This is a genomic window from Kitasatospora sp. NPDC056783 (assembly GCF_042789895.1).
Lineage (GTDB): Bacteria > Actinomycetota > Actinomycetes > Streptomycetales > Streptomycetaceae > Kitasatospora.
Map to the genome: position 1 here is coordinate 1 of NZ_JBHUAF010000256.1, position 12293 is coordinate 12293.

The 12293-nt window shown below is 72.3% G+C and carries 12 protein-coding genes; 3 read left to right on the plus strand and 9 right to left on the minus strand.

Annotation, left to right across the window (positions count from 1 at the left end; all coding sequences use genetic code 11):
• Positions 1-126: 126 nt before the first annotated feature.
• Genes ACFRMQ_RS28460 through ACFRMQ_RS28470 form a run of 3 tightly spaced genes read right to left on the minus strand, consistent with a single transcriptional unit; the run spans position 127 to position 3583 of the window.
• Positions 127-1032, minus strand: a complete 906-nt coding sequence (locus ACFRMQ_RS28460; RefSeq protein WP_380733529.1) for an SDR family oxidoreductase — start codon at positions 1030-1032, stop codon at positions 127-129.
• Positions 1029-2015: an alpha/beta fold hydrolase gene (locus ACFRMQ_RS28465; RefSeq protein WP_380733530.1), complete on the minus strand. Its 987-nt coding sequence runs from the start codon at positions 2013-2015 to the stop codon at positions 1029-1031. Before ACFRMQ_RS28465 ends, ACFRMQ_RS28460 begins: the two co-directional genes overlap by 4 nt.
• Positions 2012-3583 carry a flavin-containing monooxygenase gene (locus ACFRMQ_RS28470; RefSeq protein WP_380733531.1) on the minus strand — a complete coding sequence of 524 codons (1572 nt, stop codon included), beginning with the start codon at positions 3581-3583 and terminating at the stop codon, positions 2012-2014. The genes ACFRMQ_RS28465 and ACFRMQ_RS28470 overlap by 4 nt, the downstream gene beginning before the upstream one ends.
• Positions 3584-3782: 199 nt before the next feature.
• Here ACFRMQ_RS28470 and ACFRMQ_RS28475 point away from each other — a divergent pair, with 199 nt between their 5' ends.
• Together ACFRMQ_RS28475 and ACFRMQ_RS28480 are read left to right on the plus strand one after the other, a co-directional pair.
• Positions 3783-4571 carry a MerR family transcriptional regulator gene (locus tag ACFRMQ_RS28475; protein WP_380733533.1) on the plus strand — a complete coding sequence of 263 codons (789 nt, stop codon included), beginning with the start codon at positions 3783-3785 and terminating at the stop codon, positions 4569-4571.
• A 59-nt stretch (positions 4572-4630) separates the two neighbouring features.
• Positions 4631-5608 (plus strand): ABC transporter substrate-binding protein, encoded by a 978-nt coding sequence (locus ACFRMQ_RS28480; protein WP_380733534.1) that lies wholly within the window; start codon positions 4631-4633, stop codon positions 5606-5608.
• Positions 5609-5769: 161 nt separating this feature from the next.
• Here ACFRMQ_RS28480 and ACFRMQ_RS28485 read toward each other — a convergent pair whose 3' ends face one another.
• From ACFRMQ_RS28485 to ACFRMQ_RS28505, 5 genes are all read right to left on the minus strand, one after another.
• On the minus strand, positions 5770-6786 hold the full coding sequence (locus ACFRMQ_RS28485) for a CPBP family intramembrane glutamic endopeptidase (RefSeq protein ID WP_380733535.1): 1017 nt from the start codon (positions 6784-6786) through the stop codon (positions 5770-5772).
• Between the two features lie 545 nt (positions 6787-7331).
• Complete coding sequence (locus ACFRMQ_RS28490; RefSeq protein WP_380733536.1) at positions 7332-8972, minus strand: M4 family metallopeptidase; 1641 nt, start codon at positions 8970-8972, stop codon at positions 7332-7334.
• A gap of 576 nt (positions 8973-9548) precedes the next feature.
• Positions 9549-10208 carry a GNAT family N-acetyltransferase gene (locus ACFRMQ_RS28495; protein WP_380733537.1) on the minus strand — a complete coding sequence of 220 codons (660 nt, stop codon included), beginning with the start codon at positions 10206-10208 and terminating at the stop codon, positions 9549-9551.
• Between the two features lie 113 nt (positions 10209-10321).
• Positions 10322-10660 (minus strand): hypothetical protein, encoded by a 339-nt coding sequence (locus ACFRMQ_RS28500; RefSeq protein ID WP_380733538.1) that lies wholly within the window; start codon positions 10658-10660, stop codon positions 10322-10324.
• A complete protein-coding gene (locus tag ACFRMQ_RS28505; RefSeq protein WP_380733539.1) occupies positions 10642-11250 on the minus strand; it encodes a dienelactone hydrolase family protein in 609 nt (202 codons plus the stop codon). The genes ACFRMQ_RS28500 and ACFRMQ_RS28505 overlap by 19 nt, the downstream gene beginning before the upstream one ends.
• 168 nt (positions 11251-11418) lie before the next feature.
• Here ACFRMQ_RS28505 and ACFRMQ_RS28510 point away from each other — a divergent pair, with 168 nt between their 5' ends.
• Positions 11419-11805 (plus strand): DUF6191 domain-containing protein, encoded by a 387-nt coding sequence (locus ACFRMQ_RS28510; RefSeq protein ID WP_380733540.1) that lies wholly within the window; start codon positions 11419-11421, stop codon positions 11803-11805.
• On the opposite strand, the gene ACFRMQ_RS28515 is transcribed toward ACFRMQ_RS28510, so the two are convergent.
• A complete protein-coding gene (locus ACFRMQ_RS28515) occupies positions 11766-12167 on the minus strand; it encodes a VOC family protein (protein WP_380733541.1) in 402 nt (133 codons plus the stop codon). The genes ACFRMQ_RS28510 and ACFRMQ_RS28515 overlap by 40 nt on opposite strands.
• Between the last annotated feature and the right edge of the window lie 126 nt (positions 12168-12293).

Consider the following 12293-nt stretch of genomic DNA (forward strand, 5'->3'; position numbering starts at 1 on the left):
GGCGGGGGCGACGGCAGGGCCTGGCGGGGGTGGGGGCGAACGGGTGACAGATGACAGCTGACAGATTTCGAAATCTGTCAGCTGTCATCTGTCAGTTGTCATCTGTCGGCTGACGACCTCCCGCCGTCAGTCGCCCGCCCCGCTCCGGCTCCCCCGGACCGCCGTGTCCGCCGCCCCTCCGGCACCGACCGCGCGCAGACGGCTCGCGGCCGTGGCGGCCAGCTGCGGGGCGAGCCGGGCCACGTCCCGGGAGCCGACCACCGCGATCAGGCTCGGCAGCAGCCAGCGGACCGGCTGCATCCCGCGCAGCCAGGCTTGGGCGTAGACATGCGCGGACCGGCGGGCGATCCCCGCGACGATCCGGTCCACCGCGGGCTCCAGCGGATACGTCTTGTTCGCCGGCCACGGCAGCCGGGAGCGCATCTGCTTGAGCACCGCGTCCTCGTCGGCGCCGCGCACCATGTCCGTGTCGGTCCAACTCAGGTACCCGACCCCGACCTTGACCCCACGGAAGGCCACCTCGGCGCGGATCGAGTGGGCGAAGGCCTCCACGCCGGACTTGCTGGCGCAGTACGCGCTCATCAGCGGCGCGGGGGTCAACGCGGCGAGCGAGGCGACCTGAAGCAGATAGCCGCGGCTCTCCGAGAGCGCCGGCAGGAAGGCCCGCGCGGTGGCCACGCTACCGAGCAGGTTGACCTCGATGACCCGGCTGAACGCCTTGTGGTCGCTCTCGGCCAGCGGCCCGCCGAGGGCGATCCCGGCGTTGGCGACAACGGTGTCGATCCGCCCGTAGTGCTCCTTGACCAGCCGGGCGGTGTCCTCGAGCGCGTCGAGGTCGGTGACGTCCACCTCCCAGCTCGTCGCCGACGGGCCGCACTGCGCCGCGACGGTCTTCAGCTCCTCCGGCTCCAGCCCCAGCAGGGCCACCTTGGCCCCGCGCCGGGCGAGCTTGCGGGCCAGCGACGCACCGACGCCGCGCGCGGCCCCGGTCACCACCACGACCTGCTCGGACAACGGCGGGATGGCGTTCATTCGACAGCGGTCCTCTCGTCGACGGAAGCGGGAACAGCGGCGGGCACGGCCGCGGGAACAGCGGAGGCCGCGGCCGTCAGGTACGTCGAGGCCATCCGATGGATCTCGGCGGCGACCTCCACCGGACGCTCCAGCGGCGACATGTGGCCGACCCCGGGCAGCAACAACAGTCCCTGCGGCTCCCGGAGTTCGGCGACGATCCGGTGGGCGTGCACCGGCGGGGTCAGCCGGTCGCCGGTGCCGACCACCACCGCCGTGGGCGCGGCGAGCCGGGCGAGCCCGGCACGGACGTCCAGCCGGTCGAGCACCGCGGCCCAGTTGGCGCGGACGGCGGCCGGGCAGGCGTGCAGGATCCGGGCCGTCGCCTCGACCTGGCCGGCGGGCGAACTCGGGCCCATGGTCGCGTACTTGAACGCGGCCCGGCTGACCGGCGAGACCGGCCCGAGCGGCATTCGGGAACGCAGCAGCTGCCGGTGCAGGAATCGCCGCAGACCCGGGGCACGCACGGCCGGAGGCAGGACGGTGAGTTCGGCGACCAAATCGCTGGGCCCGGTGGAGATCAGCACGGCGGCGGCGGTGCGCTCGGCGACGTCGGGACGGCCACCGGCGGCCATGATGGTCATCCCGCCCATGCTGTGCCCGGCCAGCACCGCCCGCTCCCCCTCCGGGAGGGTCAGCGCGAGCACGGCGGACAGGTCCTCGGCCAACGCCCGGGTCGAGTAGCCGACCCGGCCCGGCGGGGCCTCGCTCCTCCCATGGCCTCGCTGATCGTAGGACACCACCCGGTAGCGGTCGGACAGTTGGCGGATCACGGGGGCCCAGAAGGCGATCGAGCAGGCCCACCCGTGCGCGAGCACCACGGTGGGCGCGCCGGACCGGCCGTGGACCTCGACGTGCAGGCGGACGCCGTCCGCCGATCGCACGCCCAACTCCTCCACCGGAATCGGAGGTTCGTACTCGGCGGGCAGCCGGACGGGACTCATGCGGAGGCCTCCTGGACGGTGCGGGCGACGGTCGGTGCGGTGCGCATGATCAGCTCGTACTCGCCGAGGTCGACCTTGCGGGTGGCCCGGCGGAACGAGGTGGTGGAGCCGGGCCAGAGCACGGTGTTCTTGCCGCTCGGGTCGAGGTACCAGCTGCGGCAGCCGCCCGTGGTCCAGACGGTGCGGTCCATCCGGTGCTGGAGTTCGAGGTTCCAGTGCCGCTGGGCGCGCGCGGTCGGCTGCATCGCGGTGGCGCCGATCGAGTCGAGCGTGATCAACGCGTCGATCATGTAGTTCAGTTGGGACTCGATCATCAGGATCATCGAGCTGTTGCCGAGGCCCGTGTTGGGGCCGATGACGAAGAAGAGGTTCGGGAAGCCGTGCACGGTCGAGCCGCGCAGCGCCTCCATGCCGTCCTTCCACTCCTCGGCCAGATTCGTCCCGTCGACGCCGAACACCCGTGCGCCGATGGGCATGTCGGTGACGTGGAAGCCTGTGCCGAAGACGATGGCGTCCACCTCGTGCTCGCTGCCGTCGGCCGCGACCAGCGTGGAGCCGCGCACCTCGCGCAGCCCGGAGGCGACGACCTCGGTGTTGGCCGCCGCGAGCGCCGGGTAGTAGGTGTTGCTGAGCAGGATGCGCTTGCAGCCGATCCGGTAGTCCGGGGTGAGCTTGGCACGCAGCGCCGGGTCCCGGACGCCCTGGGCGAGGTGGCGTTCGGCGACCTGCTGGACCAGGCGCAGCAGCCCGGGCCGGCGGACGAACGCGTCCACCTGGAGCTCGCGCAGGGCGAAGAGAGCGCCGCGGCGGATCTTCGCGGTGACCGGCAGGCGGCCGTGCACCCACTTCTCCAGCGCGCTGATCTCGCGGTCGCTGCGCGGCAGCACCCAGGCCGGAGTGCGTTGGAAGACCGTCAGTTTGTCGACCCGGGGCTGGATCGCCGGGATGATCTGGGCGGCGGAGGCGCCGGTGCCGACCATCGCGACGCGCTTGCCGGCCGGCTCGAAGCCGTGGTCCCAGCGGGAGGAGTGGAAGACCTTCCCGGGGAAGCCGCTCAGCCCGGGAAGGTCGGGGATCTGCGGGTCGGCCAGTGGCCCGGCGGCGGAGACGATGGCATCGGCGGTCCACTGGCCGGCCGAAGTGTCGATCCGCCAGTGGGTCCGCTCACTGTCCCAACGGGCTTCCAGAACTTCGGCGTTGAAGCGCAGATGGGGGCGGAGGCCGAAGACGGTGGCGACCTTCTCCAGGTAGGCGCGAATGTCCGGCTGGCCGGAGAAGCTGCGCGGCCAGTCCGGGTTGGGCGCGAAGGAGAAGGAGTAGAGGTGCGAGGGCACGTCGCAGGCACAGCCGGGGTAGCTGTTGTCGCGCCAGGTGCCGCCGACGGAGTCCGCGCGCTCCAGGACCACGAAGTCGGTGATCCCGGCGCGGCGCAGCCGGACCGCGGCACCGAGGCCGCCGAAGCCGGAGCCGATCACCGCCACCCGGACGTGCGGGACGCTCTCCCGCGCAGCGGCGGTGCCGGTCGCGGTGGACGCGTCGGAGCGGGGGCGCTTGCTGCTGGATGCCATGCGGCAACCTCCTGAGGGTGGGGCGGTGATCGTCGCGCTCTTCCGGGGCCGTCCGCCCCGGAGCCTCCCGGGGCTCGCCTCCGGGACCCTGCCAATCGCGCCAGTAATCACTGGCACGATTGGAGGGTAGCCCGTGCCGACACCGGATGGAAGAAGCGCGGCGGCTCCGGATCGGGGAACCTTCCGAGCCGACGGTCCTATGCTGATCGCCGTGGACAAGGTCAGAGCTGCCGCGGGCGACGGAAAACGCGAGTACCGGGTGGAGGAACTGGCCGAGGCGGCCGGGATCACCACCCGCACCCTGCGCTTCTACCGCGAGCGCAAACTGCTCCAGGCGCCCCGCAAGGAGGGGCGCATCGCCTGGTACGGCGAGGAGCACCTGGCCAGGCTGCGGATGATCGGCGAACTGCTGGAACGCGGCCACACCCTGGGCGGCATCACCGAGCTGATCGGCGCCGGCGAGAGCGGGCGGGACGTCGCCGGCCTCATCGGGCTGGAGGCCGCCATCGTCGCACCGTGGTCGGACGAGACCCCGGTACGCCTGGACTGGGACGAGCTGAAGACCGCCTTCGGGGACCAGCTCACCGAGGAGAACGTCGCCGAATCGATCGCCCAGGGCTACATCGCCGTCGAGGAGGACGGCATCACCCACGTCAGCCGCCGGCTGATGGACGCCACCACCGAGCTGGTGGCGGAGGGGGTGCCGCTCTCGGCCGTACTGGAAGCCAGCCGGCGCACCCGGGAACACGTGGACGCCATCGCCGAGATCTTCATCGAGGTGGTCAGCGACCACGTGCTCAGCGCGCTGGCCACCGACACCCCGCTCCCGCCCGGCGAGGCCGCCCGGCTCACCGAGCGCGTCATGCGGGTGCGGCCGCTGGCCCGTACCGTCGCGGACGCCCAGTTCACCCTCGCGATGGACCGGCGGGTGCACGCCGAGTACGAGGAACTGCTGCGCCAGCGACGGGAGAACGGCTCCGAGGCGTAACCGGGCGGCCGTGCGGGCAGGGATTCCCGCGCCCTGCCCGCACGTTGGAGGTGCCGCCGATGCCCCGACCGCTCAGCCGCCGTGCCGCCCTCGGCCTCGCCGGGGCGCTCGTCCCGGGGTCCGCGCTCGCCGCGTGCGGACCCGACTCCCCCGCGCCGGGCGGCGGTTCGTCCGGCTCCGGCGGCACCCGGACGGTCCGGCACGCGCGCGGCGAGAGCACCGTACCCGCGCGGGCGAGCCGGGTGGTGGCCTTGGACACCGACGCGCTGGACTCCGTGGTCACCCTCGGCCTCAGCCCCGTCGGCGCCACCACCGTCAGCGCGGGCACCGCCTTCCCCGCGTACCTGCCCGCCGAGCGGCTGTCCGGGACCAAGCCCGTCGGGGCGATCGGCCAGCCGAGCCTGGAGACGATCGCGGCGCTGCGGCCGGACCTCATCCTGAGCAACCAGGTCCGCGACGACAAGCGGTACGACGAACTGTCGAAGATCGCGCCGACCGTGCTCTCCAGGACCACCGGGCCGGCTTGGAAGGAGAACGTCCGACTGCACGCCGAGGCACTGGGCCGCCAGGCCGAGGCCGAGGCGGTGGACGCGACGTACCGGGCGAAGCTGCGGGACCTGGTCACCGCACTCGGCGGGCCCTCGACGGCGGCGGCCACCCGGGTCGAGATGGCCCGCTTCCTGGCGGGATCGCCGACCAGGCTCTACCTGAACGACACCTTCGTCGGCTCGCTGTTCAAGGACCTCGGGCTCGGCCGGCCCGTCAACCAGGACAAGCCCGGTTTCTCCCTGGAGATCAGCCCGGAGCAGGTGGACCAGGCGGCAGCCGATGTCATCTTCTACTCGGTGTACGGGGACGCGGCCAAGTCCGACCAGGGGAAAGTCACCGAGGGCGCGCTCTGGAAGGAGCTGGACGCGGTACGGAGCGGTCGGGTGTTCCGGGTGGACGACGGCCTGTGGATGCTCGGCATCGGCTACACCGGGGCCGGGCTGATCCTGGACGAGATCCGCAAGGATCTGGCGCCGGCGGGCGGGTGACGGAGGGCTGCGGACGGCGGACGGCTTTCGACCGACGGATTTCAGATGACAGATGTTGAAATCTGTCATCTGAAATCCGTCGTTTGTCATCTGTCAGCCCCGACCGGCCCCGTCACCCGTCACCCGTCACCCGTCACCCGTCACCCGTCACCCGTCACCCGTCACCCAGGACCGTACCGACCCGGCCGCAGGCGTCCGGTGCACCCCAGGAAGGCCACGAACGCCCCGAGGACGATCCAGCCGGGCCAGCCCGCGAGCGACATGGTGAGCGGGTCCAACTCGGCATCCGGGTCGGCGAACTCCCGGACCATCGACACGCTCATGCTGCTCGTGAAGGTGTGCGCCAGCACCGCCGGAATCACCGACCCCGAACGCAGCCGCAGCCAGGTGAAGACCGGCAGGACGAGCACACAGCTCACCGTCAGCGCGGGCACCGCCAGGTACCAGGGCCGCCCCGGGTACTGACCACCCATCAGCAGCGTCGGCAGGTGCCAGAGCGCGAAGGCCGTACCGGTGAGCACGTACGCCCGGACCAGCCCCGGCTCCTTGCCTCCGTCCGAGCCCCGACCGGCCTCCCCGAGCCGCAGCAGTCGCGGGAAGAGGAACCCCTGCCAGCCGATCTCCTCACCGAAGAACAGCGGCAGCGAGAGCGCCATCCCGATCAGCCCCTGGACCGCCCACCCGCCAACCTGCCCCGCGCTCAGCGAGCCGAAGCCCACGAACGGATAACTGCCCAGCAGCGCACCGAGCGCCAGCGTCGCCGCCGTCAGCCCGCCGAGCACCCCGAGCGGCAGCAGGCAGGCCCGAAGCGCGCGGCCCCGCGGCCGGGGCCAGCGCAGCGCGAGCGCCTCCCGCACCCCGCCGACCCCGCCGCCGTCCCGGCCTTCGCCCCCAAGCCCCCCAGGCCCCCCAGGCCCCCCAGGCCGCTCGCGCCCGCCGCGCCCGCCGCGCTCGACGAAGCGGACCACGAACAGCGCCGCCAGCGCCGGAGCCAACATCGCCGCACTGATGCAGAGTTGCTCCAGGGCGCCGGTCTCCTCCCGGGCGTCTGCCCGCCGGTACCCGGTGGCGAGCAGCGGCGCCATGGCCGCCCACATCCCGGCGTAGGCGAGCACCAGGTAGACCAGCAGCGCGGATCGCCGGACGGCGTTCGGCGGAGATTGCGTCAGTAACGTCATGCCGGGGACGCTACGGAAACGGCGAGCACCCCCGGAAGCACGTGCGCTGCCGCTCGGGGGAGCAGTCCGCTGCCGCCCCGATGGTCGAGTTTTCTGGGTGTACGGAGGCCTGCCGGATGTGCTGGTCCTCGCCGATCCGCCGTCCACGGCGAGGCCGTCCGAGCCCCAAGGAACGACACGAGGCCGCCCGGGAACGACACGATCCCACCCGGTCGACGGCACCAGGCCACCGTCGACCGGCGCGAGATCACCCCACGAGCTGCACGAGCAAGGAATTTGACGTATCGTCAGGCAGCATGGCAGCAGGGGCGACGGTGGTCCGCTCACCGTCGCCCCGCCGCTTTTCCCCGCCGGCCCGGCACCCACGGCCCGGCGGGGGCCTCGGCCTGGCGTCTTCCCGGGCCGGGGCCCGATCGGTTCAGGCCCCCGGCCCGGCTCGACTCCGGACCCGAATCGAGCCCGATGTCCCGGCTCGACTCCGAAGCCTCCCCGGAGCCCTCGGAACCACCCGGACGAGATGAACCGCCCGAGTGGCCCGACCCGGCTCAGTTGACGTTGACCGCCGTCCAGGTGGCGGCGACCGCGTTGTACTCCGCGCTGCCCGAACCGTACAGGTCCGCCGCCGCGCTGAGGGTGCCCGCCCGGGCACCCGCGTAGTCGGTGGTGGAGGTGAAGTAGGTGGTCAGCGCGCGGTACCAGATCTGCGCCGCCTTGTCCCGGCCGATGCCCGCGAGCGTGGAGTTGTCGTACGTCGGGCTGTTGTAGCTGAACCCGTTGATCGTCTTCGCGCCGCTGCCCTCGGACAGCAGGTAGAAGAAGTGGTTCGCCACCCCAGACGAGTAGTGCACGTCCAGGTTGCCGACGTTCGCGTCCCAGTAGTCCGCCGAGCCCCCGTCCTTGCTCGGCTGGTCCATGTAGCGCAGCGGACTGCCGTCGCCGCGCAGGTTGATCAGCTCGCCGATCCAGTAGTTCGGCGGGTTGGAGGGCAGGTTGGCGTACCACTCGACCATCGTGCCCATGATGTCCGAGGTGGCCTCGTTGAGGCCGCCGGACTCTCCCGCGTAGTTGAGGTTGGCGGTCGCGGCGGTGACGCCGTGGCTCATCTCGTGGCCGGCCACGTCGATCTCGGTGAGCGGGGCGGTGTTGTTGGCACCGTCGCCGTACGACATGCAGAAGCAGCTGTCGTCCCAGAAGGCGTTGACGTAGTTGGAGCCGTAGTGCACCCGGCTCAGCGCGCCGACGCCGTCGTTGCGGATGCCGTTGCGGCCGAAGGTGCTCTTGTAGAAGTCCCAGGTGGTGGCGGCTCCGAACTGGGCGTCCACGGCGGCGGATTCGCGGTTGTTGACGGTTCCGTCGCCGAAGCTGTCGCTGGTGTTGGCGACCACCGAACCGGTTCCGCTGGTGCCGTTGTTCAGGTCGCTGGTGGACTGGCCGCCGCGGGACGCGTCGTTCAGCCGGTACTGCGAGCCGCTCTGGGTGGTGGTCAGCGGGACCTGGCCGACGAAGACGCCGTTGCCCGTGCCGACGGCGGTCTCGATCGTCTCGTGCGTGGCGAGGACCCGGCCGTCGGCGGCGTCGGTGACCAGGATCTGGCGGCTCGGGGTGCCGTCGGCCCGCACGCCCTCGACCGTGGTGCGGTACGCCAGGCGCGGGTCGCCGTCGGTGGCCCAGACCACCAGCTCGGCCCGGTCGGCCGGCTGGACCTGGGCCAGCGGCGACTCGTCGGCGTCGGCGGTCACGCCGACGGTGGCCTTGACCGTCCCGGTGACCTGGGCGGCGGCCTGGGCGGCGGCGATCTTCGGGGTCAGGCTCGGCAGCGCGATCCGCGCGGTGACGGCCTTGTCGACCGACTTCACCGAGCCGTCGGCCTTCTGGTGGACGACCAGGTCACCGCCGATCACCGGCAGGCCCGCGTAGGTGCGCTCGAAGCGCAGGTGACGGGTGCCGTCCTTGTCCACCGTCGCGTCCTTGGCGACGAGTTGCTCCTTGTCGCCGAGCTTGAGCGCCTTGGCGAGCGGGCCGGCCTGACCTGCCGCGATCTTGAGCACGGCCGCGTGCTGCTGGGCGGACTGGGCCTGGGGCGAGGAGGAGGCGGGAGCGGCCTGGGCGGCGGTGCTCACCTGGATCACACCGGTCAACAGGGCCGTGGCCGAGAGTACGGCGACGGCCGCGAGCTTACGCTTCACGTACGAGTCCTTCCGGGAAACCGCGTCTGGGCGGCGCGGTCGCACCGCGTCCCGGGGAGCCGGGTCGGCACCGTGGGGCGGAACGGGCGCTGACGTGCTGGAACCCCGTGCGGTCGAGCGGCTCGCCACCGAGGGGTGGGGGTGGGGGCTACCGCTGGGGGGTGATCAGAAGCATGACAATCCAGCAGGTGAATTGACAGGCCTGCTTCAGCGATTGGCCAGGTCCCGCCATCGGGTAAAGAACCTCCAATCGACGGGCGAACCAGGGCAATCCATGACATCCCGCCAAGGACGCCCGACCGGCCGACGGCCGACCGCCTGCGCCTACGGGCACGCGCCCGCCGACCGCCGGCCCGATGGGCGGAGCCGGCGGCCGTCCGACTCTCGATCGACTTTTACATGTGTGTAGAAGAGTCCATACGCGCCCTTGACGTCCGGGTGGCGAGGTTCCGCCATCCGAATCCCCTTGCAGGCCGGGAGGATGCCTGCTAACCAGTCGCCCCATGCCGTCGCGGCGGCTGCGGCTGCGGCTGCGGCTGCGCGGCAACCCGCCTACGCGCCTACTCGACGGCTCGGCTACTCGGAACGCGACCTCGCGGAACGCAGCTCCGCGAGCCGCCGTTCCAGGCCCGCCCGGCAGGACGGCCACTCCTCGTCCGTGACCGAGAAGACCGCCGAGTCCCGCAGCCTTCCGGCCTCCCCCGGCACCCAGGACGGGGCCGAGTTCCGCAGCACGCCCTCGAACGTCGCCCCGGACTTGGCGATCGCCGCCCGTGAACGGCCGTTTCGGGCGTCGGTCTTGAGGTCGACCCGGCCCACCCGCCACACGTCGAAAGCGTGCCGGAAGAGCAGGTACTTGGCCTCGGTGTTCAGCCCGCTCCCCTGCGCTGAGGCCGCGAGCCAGGTGAACCCGATCTCGATCGCGAACAGCGATCCGTCGTCGGGCCGACGGCGCGGGTCCCAGAACGACGTCGCCCCGACCACCCGGCCGGACACCCGGTCCACCTGCGCGTACGGCGCGAGCAACCCTGCGTTCCGGCGCGCGAGTTGGGTCCCGATGTAGTCGCCCACCCGGTCCGCCGAGGGCACCCAGGTGTACGTGTAGCCGTCGCGGTCCTCCTCCGCGGCAGCAGCGAGACCGTCCGCGTGCCCACGGCCCAAGGGCTCCAGTCGGACGAACTCGCCCTCCAGCAAAGGCCCTTCGAGCAACAGCGGCGCGGCGGCATCGGAGTCCACGGCTCCCCCTTCACGACAACGACAACGAAGGCGATCCCGACAGCATCCCAGGCCGCCGGCCCACCGCGCCGCCGCATTTCACCACTCGGACGCCCCCCACCCGCTCGGCGCGGTCACTGGAGCCGCCACTCCTGCGCGGTGTTGCCGGGGATGCAGATGACCATGGTGACCGCGGCCCCGGGCCCGTTGTCGGTCATGCAGGACTGGTTCCGGTAGTCGCCGAGCGTGTACGAGCCTGCCGAACCCCCGGTGCGCACGGTCCAGTTGGTCAGGAAGCTGAACCCGCCGCTCAGGACGACCTTCCCGTCCATCGTCTGGACCATCTGCGGGCCGCCGTTGTTGCAGGCGTTGAAGAGGATCCACGTGCCGGGGTTGGTCGAGCGCACCCAGCCGTACTGCGCGTGGCCGCCGATCACGATCGGGTTGTCGCCGTTCAGGTTGTCGTCGCGCATGCCGATCGCCCGGACGGCAGCGACGGGTCCTGGTCGGCGTGGCCGACGTACAGCTCGGCGGTGATCCGGTCCGCGCCCAGGTGCGGGCTGTCCGGACGGTCGGTGGCGCGGCCGCCGCCGTGGAACCCGGCCGCGACGGCGATCCGGTCCGGGTGGCCGGCGGCCGTGCGCGGCGCCGGCAGGGCGCCGCGGCAGTAGCCGGTCAGAGCGACCGGGCCGTCCTGGGCCAGCGGGGACTCAGCGAGCCCGCGCGGGTACGCGTCCGCGTCGCGGGTGGTCGCCTCCGGCGTGAGCGTGTCGAGCAACGGGCCGATCCTGGCGAAGAGTTCGCCGACCTGCTCCAGGTCGATGAGCTCGGGCAGCTCGACGATCGGCGCGCGGCCGCTGCGGTAGTAGGCGTTGGGGACGAGCACGGTGTACCCGGCCGAGGCCAGCCGGTAGGCCGTCCGCTCCAGCTGCGGCCGGAGACCGAGGCCGTCCATGTAGAGGATGACGCCCGGGTGGGCCCGACCGTCGTCGGGGTGGGCGGGGTAGGCGGCGGCGGTGCCGTCCGCCGTCGGGATGTCCACGAGTGTTCCGCGCACGGGCATGGTGAGGGTGCTCCTTCCGTTCGTGCGGCAGCGTAACCGGTGGGCACGCCGCTCGCTGTCCGTCGCCGGCCCCTCCGCCGTCCGCGGTTCTCCCGGGTGCCGCTCGTCACGGTGCACCCGGGACGGAACGCCCGAGCGGTGCGGGCGCGTTGAGCGGACATGGGGTTGATGGGGTTGATCGTGGGTGTGGCGGCAGCGGCAGCGGCGGTACTGGGACTGGTGCTGTTGGCATCATGGCAGGTCTGGGACGAGTCCTCCTCGCGGCCGCGGCACCGCGGCCCCGGGGTGGGGACGGGCGTCGGTGGGCTGGAGGAGTTGCACGCGCTGTTCAGCTCGGGCAAGCGGATACAGGTCGAGCAGAAGAGGGAGCGACTCGTCCTGCGGGACGACGCGCCGGCCGGAGCGCCGCCGTACTTCGGCGTGGACCTGGACCGGGGGGTGGCGGTGCTGCGCGGCGGGAGCGGAGACGGGAGCGGGACGGGCACGGATGCCCGGGCACCCCGGGAGCCGGGGGTTCAGGCCTCCCAGGTGCGGGAGCAGAGCACCAACCGGTAGCCGTCCGGGTCGGACACCGTCACGCCGAACTCGCCCCAGTAGGGGTTGTGGGAACTGACCCGGGTGCCGCCGGCCTCCTCCAGCCTGGCGACCAGGGCCTCGTCCAGCGGGGTGCCGAGGTAGACGACGAACAGGTCCTCCACCGTCGGGGTGGGTTCCGTCGGCCGCTCCGGGTCGTGCGTCAGCTCGAAGTGCCAACTGCCGCCGGACGGACCGACCATCAGGAGGTCGTGCTTGCCGGACACCCGCTCGGTGCTACGCCACACCACGTCGAGGCCGAGGCCGCCGACGTAGAAGCGCTCGGCCGCCGCCAGGTCACGCGAGGGGCGGGCGATCCGGACCCGCGTGGTGGAATCGATCATGCGGGCGACCATAGCCGATGCCCCTGGCGCCGAACCGTGCTTCACCTCGGGGATGCCGACGAACCGTCAGGAGGGTCCGTCGGCGGCCAGCCGACGGCCGGCGGGCCGCGGGGACGGGTTTCAGAC